Genomic DNA, 16,160 nt, shown 5'->3' on the forward strand with positions numbered 1-16,160 from the left:
TCCGAAAGGAGCGTGGCTTTTTTCGTATGCAACGCTGAGGCAAGCTTATCACGTCAAATCCCCATGAGACGCAATGCAAGACTGTATGGCGTGGGGAGACTTGATGAACGCGCGCGAGCAGATGGATAAGCTGTGGGCCAATCTCGCTGGGCTCGGCGGCCGGCGGCTTGCTGCCCTGGGAATTGTGGGCGCGACCGTGCTCCTGGCGATCGGTCTCGGTGCCTTCTACCTGAGCAAGCCGGAGCGAGAGATCCTCTATAGTGGTCTCAGCCGCGAAGATGTCGGCCAAATTGGATCGGTCCTGAAAGACAACGGGATTGGCTTCGACGTAGCTCCCGATGGCACGTCGGTTCTCGTCGGTCATGCCGATACGGCACGTGCCCGGATGCTTCTCGCAGAAAAAGGCCTCCCGCAGAGCACCCATTCCGGCTACGAGCTGTTTAACGAGCTCGGCTCCTTCGGCCTCACCTCTTTCATGCAGGATGTCACGCGTGTACGCGCCCTCGAAGGCGAGCTTGCGCGCACCATCCAGACCATGGACGGAATCAAGGCGGCGCGCGTCCACATCGTGCTGCCCGATCGCGCCTCGTTTCGGCGCGACCAGCAAAAGGCATCCGCCTCGGTCGTTATCCGCACGCGCCTTCCCGATGATGCGACGGCTGCCAACGCTATCCGCCATCTCGTCGCCGCATCCCTGCCGGGCATGGACACGAACGCAGTCACCGTCCTCAACACCGAGGGAGTGGTTCTTGTCTCGGGCGAGGATCCTTCCGCCTCGGGTGGCGGCCTCATGGACGATCTCAAGCGGCGCGTCGACCGCGAGTTGGAAGAGAAGATCCGGCGCACGCTGACGCCTTACCTCGGCTACGACAACTTTCAGATCAGCGTTTCCACTCGTCTCAACACCGACCGCAAGCAGGTTAGCGAAGTCATCTTCGATCCGGAATCCCGGGTGGAGCGCTCCGTGCGCGTCGTGAAGGAAGCCGGCACCAGCCAAAACAGCACGACCGATTCCGCTGCGACCGTTCAGCAGAACATCCCAGTCGCGCAGATGGCGGCCGGCGGCGGCAATAGCTCCAACGAAGAAAACTCGCGGCGCGAAGAACTGACCAATTTCGAGATTTCTTCCAAGAAAGTCGACACCGTTCATGACGGCTACGAGGTGGAGAACTTGTCCATCGCGGTTCTCGTCAATCAGGCGCGACTTCAGGCCGATGAGGGCCAGCCCGACGTGATGCCGATCGAAACGCGGCTCATGGAGATCGAGCAGCTCGTCCAGTCGGCCACAGGCTTCAACAAAGAGCGCGGCGATCAGCTTAAGGTCTCATCGGTCGTGTTTGCCGATGGCGGCAACGACCTTGAGCCAGTGCCTGGCCCTTCGATGGGCGAAGTGCTGATGCGTCAGAGCGGCACGCTTATCAATGCCGGCACTATCCTGATCATGGCCATCTTGCTGATCTGGTTCGGCCTTCGTCCCACGCTGAAGACTGTCCTCGGTCGCAGCCAGCCGCTGGAAGCCGGTGCGGTCGCCCTTGAAGGTGAGGCGGCTGCCGGAATGCTGCCTGGCCCGGATGACGCGGATATGGCCGATGGTCGTCTCGCAGGGCTGGCGCCTCCGGAACAGGTCAATCTGATCGAAGATCTGACGAGCAAGAAGAACCGCACACCGCAGAAGCGTCTCGAGCAGATCATCGACTTTGACGAAGAGCAGGCGGCGACGATCCTGCGGCAATGGATGCGTGTGGAAGGGGCATGATGATGCACGCTCTTGTCCGCCTTCTACCCGACTTTGATGAGCCCGAGGCAGGCCGCAACTTGCGCAAGGTTCTCCCAGAGTTTCCAGCTGAAACGCCGCGTGTCGAACCGACCCTGGCTAGTATTTTCGCTGTCAAACCACCCAAAGAGGATCCTGAGAAGGCCTTGGCGGCAGCGAGAGACGCTGGGTTCGCGGGAGGGCTTGCGGCCGGCCGACGCGAAAAAGAGTCAGCCTTGGAGGAGGTGCGCGCCAGTTTCGTAGCAGAGCTTGAACAAAAGCGCGCCGATTGGGTGGCTGAGGAAGCAGAAAAGGTCGCCGAAAGCATCGGCAATGCGTTCAGCGAACTCAATGCAAGCCTCAGTGAAGCAGTGGCCGCCATCCTGATCCCTCTGGTCGGTTCTGCAATCGCCCAGCAGGCCGTTGCCGATCTGTCCGACATGATCATCGATATGAGAAGCCGGGAGGACGAGCCTGTCCTCGAAGTGGTGGGTCCGCAGGATCTTCTTGATGCTGTGAAGAGTCGCCTCGGCGAGATGGCGAACGGGATCGATTTCAGGATGGGCAAAGGGCCGGATGTGCGGGTGACTGCGGGCCCCACCATCATCGAGACGCAGTTGCAAGCTTGGCGCGAGCGCGTGTCGTTGGCGATCAGCGGAGCCGAAAATGTCTGACGACGCCAAGGAACATCAAGAACTCATCATCATCAAGCGCTACGAGGACGAAGAGCATGAGTCTCATTCGAGCGCGTGGAAGGTTGCGCATGCCGACTTCATGACGGCGATGATGGCTTTCTTTTTGATTATGTGGCTGATCAACGTCACTGATGAGGAAGTGAAGAAGTCGATCGCTAACTATTTTAATCCCGTCAAGCTCTCGGCCAGCATCACCGACCGGAAAGGACTTAACAACCCGGAGGAGATTGGAGAAGGCGATAGTGAGAGCAGACGCACCGGTGATGGCGATGAGCGGGGTACCCCAGGCCCACTCGACGGCGGTCACGGTCAGGATGAAGAAGCTAAACGTGACGCCGCTGCTCACGAGGAAGCTCGAGGAGAAAGCGCTGGAGGTGCCGACGGCAACTCTCCCCCGCTCGACCGTCCTGCGACCGACGCGACAATGACGGCTGAACAGGCGGCCTTCAGCGATCCCTATCTCGTCCTGGCTGAGCTGGCCGATGAAGTTCCGCCGGCCGATCCCGCAACTATGGAAGCACCCGTCGGCGAGACGGGTATCGTCGGTGTGACGGGTGGCGAAGTCTATCGTGATCCCTTCGATCCCGTATACTGGCAGATGCAGCCAGCTTCTCAGTCGAAGACTAAGAAGCCTGGAGATGTCAAAAAAATTGCCGAAAGACCGAGCGATCGGCAGCTGGATGCCGCTGCGGCGAGCGATAAAGATATCGCAGACGCTTCCTATAATCAGCCTGCGCTCTTTCCTCAGGTCGGGCCGGGTTCTGCCAAGGGTGTGAGCCAGGCAGAGAGAGTCGAGGCGGCCCAGATGGAAGCGCAGCTTCAAGCAGAGCTTAAGAAAAAGCTCGGCGAACTCGATGCACCAAACATCAGCGTGCAGGCGACCCCCGAGGGGATTCTGATCAGCCTTACGGACGAAATGGACTTCTCCATGTTCGAAATCGGCTCGGCCATTCCGAAACCTGTCGTCGTTGTTGCGATGGAAAGCGTTTCGGAGCTCCTGGTTGATCGTCCGGGAGACATCGTCGTTCGGGGCTATACGGACGGACGGCCCTTTCGTTCTCCGACCTATGACAATTGGCGCCTGTCCACGGCCCGTGCCCACATGGCGTATTATATGCTGACGAGAGGGCGTCTTGCAGAAACGCGCATCCGCGCGATCGAAGGTTTTGCCGACCGCAACCTCAAGAATCCTGAAGACCCCAATGCGGCAGAAAACCGTCGTATCGAGATTCTGCTCAAGGAGCCGGCATGATGCGCGGCATGAAGCTCAGGATCATCGTGGCTGCGCTGTCGCTTCTTTTTGTGGCCGTACCAAACGCCGTGCTCGCGCAGACAGGCTCGGACCGTTTGCGTCCGGCGCGCGTCCTTGATCTTCCGTCATCCACGGATCGGGGCAACCGCCCTTCTTTCTTCTCGCGGGGCCTTAGGCTCTTCGGGCGTGAGCAAGTGCCGCCTGCTCCGATACCGAACTTTGATCCCGGAGTCGGGACTGATGCGACGGATCGGCCAGCGCAGGCGAGCCGACGCGCTTCCGTAGCAGCTCCCCGGCTGCCGCGTGCGCGGCCAACGGCCTCCGGGACGACAGAAAGCGGTCGGAATCAAGACGCTGTACACCCTGTCTCGGAGGTTCCGGGAGATGCTGCGCCTTTTGAGAGCTTGGCAAAGGACACTCCGACAGACGTCGCGACCAATCATGCTGACGCGGCAGTCCACGAGGGCGTGCAACCGGCGTCCGTGGAGGACGATGCGGCTGCTAAAGAGGTTGTCGAGCAGAACCCCGCGCCTGTCGCTGCTGAGATTGCAGCTGCTGAGCGGGCGGCAACCTCGAGCGAAGAGCCAGCGCCGAATGCTCCGGACGTCGCGATCGACACCGAGAGGCTCTCGGCCGCCAGCGCTGATGGCGACGGATCGGAGGGCCCCGTGCCTTCGGGCGTTGCGGACAGCTCCGTCGGTCCGGAAGGTCAGGGTGTTTCCGGTGGTTCAGGAGAAGACGTCGCGACCGAGCCTGCCGATGCAGGTGAAAACGTCGATCGCGTGTCCCATTCGGCTTCAGAGGATCGTGCTGCGGCCCCGGCCTCTCGGAGGCCAGACGATGGCAGTGGCGAGGCCGCGGGGGAGCGCGGAACTGCCGAAGGCGCTCACGCTGCAAGCGGCGGCATGTCCTCTGAGAATTTGGCTGATCAAACCGCTTCTGAACTGGCGCAGGAAACCACCCCTAAAAACGACAGCCCATCTGGGCCTGTTGCTGGAGCGGACGAAAGCCACAATGCAGGCTTCCATCCTGAGGAGGTCACACCCAACGGTGATCCTCACGTCGCGGGCGACGCCGGGAAGATCCAGAACGGAACGCAGCCGAATGAGATGATGCCTGCCGCAGAAACCTCACATGCTCCTGCGACGAATGAAGGGAATCATACGGTTCCCGCTTCGCACGATGACGGATCCGAGGGCGGCGATGGTGATAAGGCTCTTCAGCAGGCGGCGGTGGGCGGCGGCGACCATGCATCTGGGGACATACATGTCGAGGACGGCGCCACGACGGAGGCCAGTCGGAGTTCTGGCGGTGTTGATCAGAGGCAGAGCGGTGACCACGCCAGGGATAAGCCTGAAAGTGGTGCCGATGAACATGCTGCGGACGATGCGCATGCAGGCAGCGGAACGGAGCATCCCGCAGGCGAAGGAGAATCTGCGTCCGCTGGTGATGGCCATGGTGAGGCGGTGGCGAAGGTCGAGCCCTTGCCGGTCACCCCACGTCCCGGCCTCGATGCTGCCGCCCTGTTCCGCGACCTGCAGAGCGTGCAGGATCGGATCGCTCAAGGATCGACGGAGGCGCTGGCTGAACAGCGCCAGGTTCTGGATCGCATTGAAGTGGAATTTCGCAAGGCACCCCAGGAGACCTGGCAGGACCCCCGCAATGCGGTGTCTCTTGTCGGCTACGTGCTGAGCGGCGGCAGGCCGGCCGTGCTGCGGGACATTCTGCGCTCTGAACCTCTGCCGGCCATCGATGAGCAATTGATGCGAGGCGCGCTTGCCTATGCAGAGGGGCGGGCGCAGGCTGCAAAGGAAGCTCTGGCGGACGTGAAGGCGCGGAGCTTCACTTCGACGGGGAGCCAGGTCGCCATCGCTCAGGCCGCTCTCGTCGTGTCGGAAGACCCCGTTCGGGCCTCCGCGCTCCTTGACGAGGCGCGCTTGCTGGCGCCGGGCACGCTGGCCGAAGAAGCGGCTTTGCGGCGCGAGATCCTCGTTGTGGCGGAGCTTCAGCAGGTGGAGAAATTCGCGCTCCTGTCGCGCCAGTATCTGCAGCGCTTCCGCCACTCGGTCTATGCGGGCAACTTCCGGCAACGTTTCGCGACCGCGCTCACGCGTATGAAGTTCGTCGATAATCCTGAGGAATTACCGAGGCTTGACGACATCTTGAGCGACATGGAGCCGGCGGCGCGTCAGGAACTCTATCTGATCATCGCGCGTGCGGCCGTCGTGCAGGCGAAGGCGCCGATTGCGCGTTTTGCGGCGGACAGGGTTCTGGCGATGGCGGATCTCAGCGACACCGCCAAGGAGCAGGCGCATCTCTATCGGGCGGCTGTGTCTGTCGTTGGGGTGGAGACGTTCGACGGCGCGAGCGCGGCTCTCAAGAAGATCGATCGCAACCTTTTGGAGGAGGCGGACCGGGATCTTCTCGACGTGGTTTTGGGGATTGCCGACAGCATCCGTAGGGCACCTCAGGTCACACTGGCGGATGTGGCCGCCGATCGCCCCGCTGACGAAACCGCTGCGGACGCGATCCCGGCGAGCGCCGCCGCATCGTCGCAAGCTGCTGAATTGAAAGATGAATTTTCACAGACAAATCCCACCATCGCGCGCGCCCAACAGGCGGTTGAGGCGGCCGATGAACTGCTCGGGGGAGCCCAATGAACGTGGCTGATCTACCTTTTCTCACAGGGCCGGCGCGGCCGGATGGCAAGGCGAGTGCGGGCGGGAAGGGCGCGGCGGAGGCGGGGGACGGCTTCGCGAAGCTCATGCAGAACGGCGCTGCGGAGGCGGAGAAAAAGCCCGCTGCAGATGTCACGTCGAGAGCCCAAGACACTGACATAAAAGAGAAAAATGCCGACGCGAAAGGCCGCGGCGGCACAAGCGGTGAAGCGGCCGACGAGACCGGCGGCGCGGAGGATGCGGCGGCGCGGCTGAGGCGCCGTATCTCCGGTGCGGAGAACCAGGAAAACCAAACGAAAACAAAGACTTCAGACGAGGATCCGCGGATTGCCATGCGCCGGGCCGAGGCGCAAAAACGCGACAAGGACGCGGCGGCGAAGGTGGCCGGCGAGGCGGGCGCGGAAAAGACCGCCGAGACCGCAGAAGATGGCACTAACACGCTGACGGATAAAGAGATTTCGTCGGACCTGCAGGCGTCTGCCCCCGCCGAGGAGAGCGCGAAGCCGCAGGATAAATCGCGCCCCGAAGAGGCGAAATCGGGCGAAAAACCCGCGCAAACCATCAATTTTGCGGCGGATGCCCTCGCGCAAGTCGCTGATGCGGGAAAAACCAACGAGACAGGCGGCGCGAAGACGCAGACTGGCGCCTCAGGGCTCTTCCCCGGCGCCCGTGCCGTCACGCAAGCCTTTGAAGGATATAAACTTTCTGGCGAAGCGGGGACAACTCCCTACGTCATGCACCGGGTCGACGTGATCCAGCAGGAAACCAACTTCGCGCCGGTGCTGACGCCCGGATCGCGCTTCGCACAGGCGCTTTCGACTGCCGAGCTGTCGCAGAAAACCGTGTCTGCGGAAGGGCTTAGCACGCAAGCGGCGGGGCCTGAACTGGTGCTTGGGCGCGAGGCGCGCGGTCAGGGCCGGGCGGGCGCGCAGGAGCGGGGAGAAGCCGCACTCTCGGCGAAGTTGGCCGAGACTCGCGCTGCGACCGCTCAGACCGCGGACCTGGCCGAGGCCGGGGCCGACGGGGACAATGCCGGGCTTCCGGGCGGCGAGTTGAAGCGGATCGCGGATGCGATCGTCGCAGAAAACCGCGGTGGCGGCGGATCGCAGACCTCGGAGACGGGGCGCTCGGCGAATTCCGCGGCGTCTGCCAATTCGCCGGCGCAGCAGGCGTTCAACAGCCCGGCGCGGCTGTTGCGCATCCAGTTGCAGCCGGAATCGCTCGGCACCGTTCAGGTGGAACTCCGCATGCGCCAGGGCGAACTTTCGGTGACGTTGAAGGCGAGCCGGCCGGAGACCGCCCGCATGCTGGAAGAGGACAGCCACAAGCTGTCGGAGATTTTGAAGGCGGCCGGGCAGGAGCCCGACAGCGTGACCATTCAGTCTGAACGCGCGCTGCCGCAGATCGATACATCGTCGAATGCGGCACGCTCCGGCATCGCGTTTGCGATGGGCAACGGGTCCGCGAATGGCGGGCCGCAGGCCGGCACGCAACAGGGCGGGGCCGGCGAGAACGGAACCGGCGGCCAGAATGGCGGCGGACAGCAGACCCAAACCCCAGAGGAGCAGAGACATGGCCAGGCTTCTGAGGAAAACCGCTCTCGCGGCGGCCTGTTCGTTTAGCCTGATCGCGGCGACCTGCGGGGCGGCGGGCGCGGCCGCCACGCTCGGCGACGGGGCCGGCGCGGCCGGCAAGGCGGCGGGGAAGGCTGCGGGCGGCAATATCTGCGAGCGCGAAATGGCGATCGCGGCGAAGAAATATGGCGTGCCGCTCGGCGTTCTCTATGCCGTCGGGCTGACGGAGACGGGCCGCAAAGGCTCGCTGCAGCCCTATGCCATGAACATTCACGGCCGCCCGTTCTTCGGCAAGAGCGTGGCCGATGCGCTGGAAGAATTCAAACGCTCGCGCGCCGCCGGCTCCAAGTTGATCGACATGGGCTGCATGCAGATCAACCACCATTTCCATTCCGAACATTTTGCCTCACCGGCCGAAATGTTCAATCCGAAGAAGAACGTCGATTACGCGGCGCGGTTTTTGACCAATCTTCGCAAGCGCGAGGGCAGCTGGACGCTCGCGGTTGCCCGCTACCATGCCGGGCCCAACAACAACCCGGCGCAGAAGCGCTATGTCTGCGCCGTCATCACCAACATGGTGGCGACGGGGTTTGGGGCGTGGACGAAGGAATCGAAGGAGTTTTGCGGGTAGGGGGTGATGTCGGAGGGCGGCGGAGATGGAGCTGAAAGCTGAATGGCTGCTCCAGATTGCTTAGACGCAAAGAGCAGACGTTTGCTCGGCCAGGCGCACGGCAAGCATGTTGCTGCTGACCGCTTACCGCTTGACCTTTCGCGCGCGTCTCTGCTGCGCGATCGTTTTTCGAGGCCGACTCGCTGGAGCAACAGGATTTGGGCTGGTGCTGCAAGGAATCAGTATGTGCATCAAGCCGATCGGATCTGCGGGCATCAGCGTCGGCCGGTTGTGAACCGTATCGAACCTTGCATGCGCCGGCGCCACTAACGAGGGCATTGTGACTACGTCGCCCGCGCCATTAGCAACGCACAAGAGTCTGGCTGCGCGTTCCGGCTGGCGGATATAGTCTGCCAGCGCCGCCGCTTCGTCTGCGAGCGGGCCGGGGTGAAATCCGCACATGACGCCGAACGCGTGACCGACGGCATATTTGCCCTCGACGAAGCGACTCATGCCATCGAAGCAATATTGCCGTCTCGCGCCGGTCGTGCCGTCGAGTTTCTTGAACTCAATCACGAGATGGGGCGTGCCCGGCGCGCCCAAGATCACGCGGATGTCGGCTCGCGCCAGCCTGCTGATGGTGCCGTCAGCCGCGCGGCGTAGCTCCCACGTCTCTGCCTGGAAGTCGCAATCCATCCGGTGTGCCAGTCGTCGGTCTCGGTCAGCGAGCGCTTCACAGAGGTTGTCGGTAAGGGTCGGCTCGTCATGTTGAAACGCCACAGCATCGCCGTAGCTCGCACGGAGCCAGTCCCAGGTCGTGCCTAGATAAGTGAGGACATCAGGTATGCGCGGGGTAGGAAAGACGACCAACCAGGCGTCGGAAGGGGCCGCTGTCATGAATGGACTTTTTCCCAGGCGGCGGCCTGCACCGTCCGCACGACATGATCCGCATCCGCTAGCGCGCTCCGGGAAAGCCAGAAGCGGCGGCGCATCGGCTTGACGAAGTAGAAGGCGTCGCCGACGACGACCATGGCATTGGGGACCTTGAACAGATCGTCGCGTCCGCTCCCGTTGAGTTGGCTGCCGAGACCTGTTTCGATATCGGCCAGAAGATTCTGAAATGCGTTTTCCGTGCGGACCAAACTATTGGTGTCGCGCTTGCGGCCGCGCAGGCTGATCCGGACTGCGCCAAAAAAGCCGTTGGCTCCATCGACGACGCCCTCGACGCTGAGTCCGCCTTGACCACCACTTCGATTCCGCCACGTTTCCAGCTCGCGCGCCAGCGTATCGACATATGCGGAAACCTCATGCGCTGACGGCCGATGGAGTAAAGGCGTCGCGAGCTTCGCATAGTCCGCCGGCTGGATTGAATTGGCTACAACGCCCACCATGTCGCGAACCAGCAGCCGATCAGAAGCGGACAGCTGAAAATAGTCGAAGACCAACTCGTCGATCGCATGACGCGCGGCGGTATAGCCGTGGTCGCGTTGCCATTCCGGTATAGCGGCAAGTGTGTCGATCGTTGCCGCGACCTCGGCAACGATCCTCTCCGCCGCGTCCGGGTCTGGATGCTTCTCGGGAGCGCAGAAGGGGAAAGCCTTCATGTCCTCGATCGCGATCCGCGGCCGCTCACCGATCACCGAATAGCCGGTCAAAATCAGCAGATAGGTGGCAATCGGCGACCGAAGATAGGCCGCCAGAAACTTGAGCAAAGCCGCATCGGCCGTATCTCCGCCGATCGCTCCAATCGACGAAGTGAACGCGAAGCTGAGGTCGGTATAGACTGCGCGAATGGTATAATCGTCGGTTAGGCCGTCTGGCAGGATGACGCGGGGTCCGCCGTAGAGCCGCGCATTCTTGCCGCCGGGGCTTGCGACTTCCGTGAAATGGTCGCGTACGCGATCGAGCTGCGCGTCAGTGGCGATCACCGGATAAGCGTGCGGCATTCGGTTGGCCGACAGAAAAGCGAGATTCTCGAGCGGGCCCAGCGACCGGCGCGGGTTGCTGAGATTGGGGGCGTGAAACCCCTTGCCCGACACCCACTGCGGAGTGCGTGTCGTCATCGTGCGGTCAAGCGATCCCAGCTTCTGCAGGCGGCGCAGCAATTCGAGATCGCGCTGTTCCCCCCAATAGGCCGAGATCAGCAGATAGGGCTTGGTGTAGATGTCGCGCGCGGACAGGAGCTTGTGGTCGACGGCGTGCAATGCCAGCCGCCCGAGCGCCAAGCTTACATCGGTCTTGGGTGCCCAATATTCGATTTCTTCGTCACCGAGCGCGATGACGCCTTCGACTCGCGGACGCGGGCGGGCGCGCACAACTGCGCACGGATGCTTGGCGGCAGGAAACAGCAGGCGACGGACGTCGCCGAAATTGATGATGCGCTCGATGCGTGCGTCTTCGAGCCAGCGCTGCCTGAAATCACTGGACTGCGAGGTTGCACCAATCACGAGGTTGAGCGGCATGATCAAAGTGACAACGCCGCTGGGCTTGACGCTCTGCATAGCGCGATATGCAAAGCCTGCAGCGATCTGGCGGCGCCCGATCGGGTAAGGTGGGTCCTGCTCGCGGCACCACGCTTCCCAAGTCGGCGTCTCGTCGTCATCGGACTCCCGCCAGGGCGGATTGCACAGAAATATGTCGAACCGCTTCTTTCCTGCGAACGGATTGCTCGCCGAGAAGAAGTCGCCGTGCCGCTCACCCTTCTGAATGTTTCGACCCACGCCGACGACGGTGGGGAGCTTCAGATCTTCGTCCGACTGGAGCAGGGAAATATCGGCCGGATCGAGCCCCTCGAGCAGCGACAGATACAGGCTGAACGCCGTGATCCAGCACGCCGTCTCATCGAGATCGTTGCCGAAGAGATTGCGTTCCATCAGGTTGACGCGTTCGGCGAACCGCAGTCGACGGCCGCGCGTCACCTCAGCGTGCCGCAGCATCTTTCGGAACGCCGTGGTTAGCAGAATGCCCGAGCCGCAGGCGCCGTCATAGACGGTGCACTGCGTCGGATCGTCGAAATGCTCGAATGCCTGTTCGGAGACAAGGTTGGCGAGATGGCGCGGGGTGTAATAGGCGCCAAGCTTACCTTGCCGGTCCTTCAGCAGCGTCTCGTAAATTCCCGAGATCAGCTCGACCGGTATATGGCTGAAATCGTAGCGCCAGAACGAGCCCTGGCCGGTCTCGAAATCGACGGCTTCGAGGAAGAGCTTGACCGAACGGAACCCGGCATTGCCGAGGTTTGACCATTGCGGCGCTCCGCCATCCTTCGAGCTCAAGAAATCGCCATTGAAGTCAGCACCAAGGCGCTTCAGCAGATTGTCGATACCGGTGCCGTCCTGCTTCGACACATAGGCTTCGAGCACCTCGAGGCCGTGGGTCTCGCGATAGGCCTGGCCGACGATTCCGCGCTGCTCAAGGTAGCAAAGGAAGATCACCTGGGCCATGAGCGCCTCGGCCTGGGTCTCGCTCAAGCCATCCCGGACAAGAGACTTCACAACTTGGCGAAGGTTTGCCAGCAGCCGCTGGTCGACGCGCGCATCGGGCGAGAACCAGTCGGACAGCCGGTCCTTGATGAAGCCCGACTGGACTTCATAGGCCGACCAAGAGCCCCGGCGTGCGACGTCGCTGCGGGGCAGCGTGTCCGGCTCTGCCTCACGGTCGACGACGGAATAGGCTGTCAGCGCGGTCGGATCGACGACCAGCACCACGGAAGCCAGATTCTGGTTCCACACCTTTTGCCGGATTTGTTCGATCCGGCTTTCGGTATCGCCTGAGAGGCTTGCGGCATCGATGAAGCAAACGGTCGGCAACTCGCCGACGCAGAAAACCGCAGAGGCTCCTATGCCACGATCCGACGCCAGCATTTCCTCGATCTCGGACGCATAGGGCCGCGTGCCGGCGCTTGCGCCGGCACGAAAAAGCTCGTCCGAAAAGTCGGTATAAGCGAGTTCAGAGAGCCAGTCCTCAAGCGAGGTCATTGCCGCCCCCGCCGCGCCGGCTTGCGAAAACAATGGGCGGGCCGAAGCCCGACCGAGCGTCTTCTTGCGTGCGCGTCGGCGCTCGATGGCTGCGAAGAAGCCACGATCATTTCTTCCGCTTGTTCTTCGCGAGGGCGTATCCCTCCTTGAGAAGCTCGGTCATGCTGAGCCCTTGCGACGCTGCAAATCCTTTGAATTCTCGTTTAAATTTATCGCTCACTCTAAAATTGAGTGTCTTTTCTCGCCCGCTCTCTGAGGTTGATTTCTGATCGGTCGCGTCGGTCTGCCGGCTTGCCATTGGGCATTCTCTTGCACCGCGACCGCTCCTGTCCGGCCGCATGGACGCTGCCAGCAATACAGATTTCCGACTCTCTGGCAACGCTGCAAGCCGGAAATAATGAAATCTGGCTTGCATTTCGAATCACTGTTGTTGCGTGACGCCCTTGTAGAACAAATAGGAAACATGCGGCAAGCTGTTTGCGCCGTAATGAGCACGGCTGCGTAGCGCTCAGTGCTTTCGGGATCACACGGTTGAAGGCTAAACGCCGGCAATTGGCGCAAAGCGCGCATTAGCCCTATCGCGTCTCGAATATAGCACCGCGCGTGACATCACAGATATCCGAGGGGTGCTGCAAGCTATCGTACCTTGGCAAACTTCACCCCTCACCCGACCGGCTTCGCCGGCCCCCCTCTCCCTCAAGGGGAGAGGGGGGAGCCCGTGCCATTGGTTGGTGTTGTGCCGGAATGTCGTGTGGTGGGGGCGCCGTTCTTGAGAAAAGTCGCAAACTGGCTCGCCGTTTTGGCGGGGGGCGGCGCGGTGTTGCTCGTGTTGCGTGTATTGTGACGGTTTTATTGCAGTAAATTCTTACGGTTTGGTCAGAACTCACCGTTACGTCTGACGATATCCTTGGGGTGTTGGGGTGGCCCAAGTGATATCGATACTGACGTCAAGATGATCGAAGCGGTGAGATGACCGGACACGAGAGAGAGACTGGGGCGGCGAAGGCGGGTTTGCGTCTCGACAATCCGGTGCAGCATTTTTTGCGGCGTTGGGCTTCGGAAATTCGGCCGGGCGAGACGCTGCCGTCTTATGAGAGCGTGGCGCTCGGGCATCTCGGGCGGCTCATCGAGATGAAGGCGCTGGCGTTTCGCGATGCCGGCGAGGCGGAGGATCTGCGGCTTCTGCGCATCGGCCCCGCCTTCGCCGCCTGGGCCGACACCGCTTTCGATGCCGATGGCGGGGAGACCGGCGCGGCGGTGGTCTCTGCGCTTCGCCGCGACCGCGCCCGCGCCATTTGCGAGGTCATCGCGCGCGCCGAGGAAAGCTGCCGGCCGGAGCGCGTCGAGACGCATATGATCGTCAACGGGGCGATCGCCACCTACGATCTCTGGGCGCTCCCCCTGTCGAACAGGTGGGGGCCGGTGAGCTTCATCCTGCTTCTCGACGAGCACGCGGTGCGGCAGGATCTTCTGGAGACGATGTTCGGCGCTACGATGGAGGGGATGCTGGCGCTGCAGGCGATCCGCGACCGGGCGGGGAAGGCGGTCGATTTCGAGATCATCGCCTTGAACCAGGCGGCAGCAAGGCTCCTCGACCGGGAGGCGGGGGCGCTCTCCTGGCAAAGAATGTCCGATCTTGCGGGGCTGTTTCCGGGGCAGGATCTCGTTTCGGCGCTGCTCGCCTGCGTCTGCGACGGGGGGCGGACGCATTTTGAAGCGACGTTCCAGGGGGCGACGTTCGAGGGGGCGAGGTTTGAGGGGGCGACGTTCGAGGGGGAGGCGGGGGCGCGGCATCTGCGCTTCGGCGTGGCGCCGACGGGCGATCTCGTCTCGGTGACGGTGAGCGACATCGCCGACATTCGCGCGCGCGAGGAGGCGCTGCGCACGCTCTTCGACGACAATCCCGTGCCGATGTGGCTCGTCGACAAGGAAAGCCGCCAGATCATCCGCGTCAATCGGGCGGCGAGCGTGCATTACGGCTATGGGCCTGAGGACTTTCTGGCGATGGATGTGCTCGATGTCGCCGCCCCCGGCGACCGCACGCGCATGCGCGAGTTTCTGGAGGCGCTGTCGGAGACGCGCTCGGGGGCGGGCCAGGCGGCGCGGCCGGTGGAGCAATCCTGGATCCATGTGACGGCGGACGGGCGCCGGATCGAGGTGTTTCCCTATGCGCGCGAGCTTTTTGTGGAGCGGCGTCCGGTCATTCTCCTGTCGGTGATCGACGTCACCGAACGGCGCAAGGCGGAGGCGCGGGTGGAGCATATGGCCCATCACGACGCGCTGACCGATCTGCCGAACCGGCTTCTTTTCCGCACGCGGCTCGAAGCCGATCTTCTGCGCGCCAGGCGGACGGAGGGGGCGCTCGCCGTCCTCTGCCTCGACCTCGACCATTTCAAGGGCGTCAACGACACGCTCGGCCATCCGATCGGCGACAAGCTGTTGCAGGCGGTGGCGGAGCGCTTCAACCGCACGCTGCGCGAGACGGACTTTGTTGCGCGGCTCGGCGGCGACGAATTCGCCATCATCCAGGCCGATCTCGACGATCCTTCAGATGCGAGCGGGCTTGCCGGCCGGCTCATCGAGGCGATCGAAAAGCCTTTCGATATCGACGGCCATCAGGTCGCCGTCGGCACCAGCATCGGCATCGCGTTCTCGCCGCTCGACGGGTGCGAGGCGGATACGCTTTTGAAGAACGCCGATATGGCGCTCTACCGCGCCAAGGCCGACGGGCGCAGCACGCGCTCGAACTCGATCTGCGCAAGGCGCTGGTGAACCACGAATTCGAGCTCTATTACCAGCCGCTCCTCAATGTTGCGACGCGGCGGGTGACGGGGTTCGAGGCGCTGTTGCGCTGGCCGCATCCCGAACGCGGCATGATCTCGCCCGATGCCTTCATTCCCGTTGCCGAAGAGATCGGCCTCATCGTGCCGATCGGCGAATGGGTGCTGCGGCAGGCCTGCGCCGAGGCGGCGGGCTGGCCGGAGATGATCAAGATCGCCGTCAATCTGTCGCCGGTGCAGTTCAAGACGAAGCGGCTCGTGGAGACGGTTGTCGAGGCTTTGCACGAATCCGGGCTCGATCCGGCGCGGCTCGAGCTGGAGATTACGGAATCGGTGCTTTTGCACGGCAGCGCGGGGAATGTGGCGGTGCTGCAGGAGCTCAAGGATCTCGGCATCCGCATTTCCATGGACGATTTCGGCACCGGCTATTCGTCGCTGAGCTACCTGCAGAAATTCCCCTTCGACAAGCTCAAGATCGACCAGTCCTTCGTGCGCGAACTCTCCGACCGGCCGGAGGCGATGGCGATCATCCGCGCCGTCACCGGGCTCGGGCGGAGCCTGCAGATGCTGACGACGGCGGAGGGGGTGGAGACGCCCGAGCAGCTGGAACGCCTGTCGCGCGAGGGGTGCACCGAGGTGCAGGGCTATCTCTTCAGCGAACCGCGGCCGGCAAGCGAACTGGCGCTGCTTCTCGCCTGCGGCACGCAGCCGTTCGAACGCCTGGCGAAAGCCGGCGAGATGAGGGCGGGGGAGAAGGAGCCGGGAGAGGCGGGGGAGATGCAGGCGGTGGCGTGAGGGGGCAACATCCTCGTCGAGCGGCCGATCTTCGGAAGCCGAGGGGGCG

11 protein-coding genes are annotated in these 16,160 nt (G+C 62.8%); 8 read left to right on the forward strand and 3 right to left on the reverse strand.

Annotation, left to right across the window (positions count from 1 at the left end):
- Positions 1–103: 103 nt before the first annotated feature.
- The 6 genes from fliF to ACK8CP_RS00875 are packed head-to-tail and all read left to right on the forward strand — an operon-like array spanning position 104 to position 8,583.
- A complete protein-coding gene (fliF, locus tag ACK8CP_RS00850) occupies positions 104–1,756 on the forward strand; it encodes a flagellar basal-body MS-ring/collar protein FliF (protein ID WP_414833013.1) in 1,653 nt (550 codons plus the stop codon).
- Positions 1,753–2,427, forward strand: a complete 675-nt coding sequence (locus ACK8CP_RS00855) for a hypothetical protein (protein ID WP_414833014.1) — start codon at positions 1,753–1,755, stop codon at positions 2,425–2,427. Before fliF ends, ACK8CP_RS00855 begins: the two co-directional genes overlap by 4 nt.
- Positions 2,420–3,700, forward strand: coding sequence for a MotB family protein (locus ACK8CP_RS00860; protein ID WP_414833015.1), 1,281 nt, complete (start codon positions 2,420–2,422; stop codon positions 3,698–3,700). The genes ACK8CP_RS00855 and ACK8CP_RS00860 overlap by 8 nt, the downstream gene beginning before the upstream one ends.
- Positions 3,697–6,360 (forward strand): hypothetical protein, encoded by a 2,664-nt coding sequence (locus ACK8CP_RS00865; RefSeq protein ID WP_414833016.1) that lies wholly within the window; start codon positions 3,697–3,699, stop codon positions 6,358–6,360. The genes ACK8CP_RS00860 and ACK8CP_RS00865 overlap by 4 nt, the downstream gene beginning before the upstream one ends.
- A gap of 2 nt (positions 6,361–6,362) precedes the next feature.
- On the forward strand, positions 6,363–8,000 hold the full coding sequence (locus tag ACK8CP_RS00870; protein ID WP_414833017.1) for a flagellar hook-length control protein FliK: 1,638 nt from the start codon (positions 6,363–6,365) through the stop codon (positions 7,998–8,000).
- A complete protein-coding gene (locus tag ACK8CP_RS00875) occupies positions 7,951–8,583 on the forward strand; it encodes a transglycosylase SLT domain-containing protein (RefSeq protein ID WP_414833018.1) in 633 nt (210 codons plus the stop codon). Before ACK8CP_RS00870 ends, ACK8CP_RS00875 begins: the two co-directional genes overlap by 50 nt.
- Before the next feature lie 123 nt (positions 8,584–8,706).
- On the opposite strand, the gene ACK8CP_RS00880 is transcribed toward ACK8CP_RS00875, so the two are convergent.
- The 3 genes from ACK8CP_RS00880 to ACK8CP_RS00890 form a co-directional block, all read right to left on the reverse strand.
- Positions 8,707–9,459: a hypothetical protein gene (locus ACK8CP_RS00880; RefSeq protein WP_414833019.1), complete on the reverse strand. Its 753-nt coding sequence runs from the start codon at positions 9,457–9,459 to the stop codon at positions 8,707–8,709.
- Positions 9,456–12,536, reverse strand: coding sequence for an HsdM family class I SAM-dependent methyltransferase (locus tag ACK8CP_RS00885; protein WP_414833020.1), 3,081 nt, complete (start codon positions 12,534–12,536; stop codon positions 9,456–9,458). Before ACK8CP_RS00885 ends, ACK8CP_RS00880 begins: the two co-directional genes overlap by 4 nt.
- Before the next feature lie 106 nt (positions 12,537–12,642).
- The gene (locus ACK8CP_RS00890) at positions 12,643–12,951 is read right to left on the reverse strand and encodes a hypothetical protein (protein WP_414833021.1); all 309 of its coding nucleotides are present in this window, start codon (positions 12,949–12,951) and stop codon (positions 12,643–12,645) included.
- A 554-nt stretch (positions 12,952–13,505) separates the two neighbouring features.
- Here ACK8CP_RS00890 and ACK8CP_RS00895 point away from each other — a divergent pair.
- Entirely contained in the window at positions 13,506–15,308 is a 1,803-nt protein-coding gene (locus ACK8CP_RS00895) for a diguanylate cyclase domain-containing protein (RefSeq protein ID WP_414833022.1), read from the forward strand.
- The gene (locus ACK8CP_RS00900) at positions 15,305–16,111 is read left to right on the forward strand and encodes a putative bifunctional diguanylate cyclase/phosphodiesterase (protein WP_414833023.1); all 807 of its coding nucleotides are present in this window, start codon (positions 15,305–15,307) and stop codon (positions 16,109–16,111) included. The genes ACK8CP_RS00895 and ACK8CP_RS00900 overlap by 4 nt, the downstream gene beginning before the upstream one ends.
- The last annotated feature ends 49 nt before the right edge of the window (positions 16,112–16,160 follow it).

The organism is Afifella sp. YEN Y35 (genome assembly GCF_047553465.1).
In the GTDB taxonomy this organism is placed as follows: Bacteria; Pseudomonadota; Alphaproteobacteria; order Rhizobiales; family Afifellaceae; genus Afifella; species Afifella aestuarii.

Excerpts from the sequence above, each read along its gene's own strand:
- fliF (WP_414833013.1), top strand. The coding sequence starts at position 104 with ATGAACGCGCGCGAGCAGATGGATAAGCTGTGGGCCAATCTCGCTGGG.
- ACK8CP_RS00890 (WP_414833021.1), bottom strand. The coding sequence starts at position 12,951 with ATGCAAGCCAGATTTCATTATTTCCGGCTTGCAGCGTTGCCAGAGAGT.
- ACK8CP_RS00875 (WP_414833018.1), top strand. The coding sequence starts at position 7,951 with ATGGCCAGGCTTCTGAGGAAAACCGCTCTCGCGGCGGCCTGTTCGTTT.
- ACK8CP_RS00885 (WP_414833020.1), bottom strand. The coding sequence starts at position 12,536 with ATGACCTCGCTTGAGGACTGGCTCTCTGAACTCGCTTATACCGACTTT.
- ACK8CP_RS00855 (WP_414833014.1), top strand. The coding sequence starts at position 1,753 with ATGATGATGCACGCTCTTGTCCGCCTTCTACCCGACTTTGATGAGCCC.
- ACK8CP_RS00895 (WP_414833022.1), top strand. The coding sequence starts at position 13,506 with ATGACCGGACACGAGAGAGAGACTGGGGCGGCGAAGGCGGGTTTGCGT.
- ACK8CP_RS00880 (WP_414833019.1), bottom strand. The coding sequence starts at position 9,459 with ATGACAGCGGCCCCTTCCGACGCCTGGTTGGTCGTCTTTCCTACCCCG.
- ACK8CP_RS00860 (WP_414833015.1), top strand. The coding sequence starts at position 2,420 with ATGTCTGACGACGCCAAGGAACATCAAGAACTCATCATCATCAAGCGC.
- ACK8CP_RS00865 (WP_414833016.1), top strand. The coding sequence starts at position 3,697 with ATGATGCGCGGCATGAAGCTCAGGATCATCGTGGCTGCGCTGTCGCTT.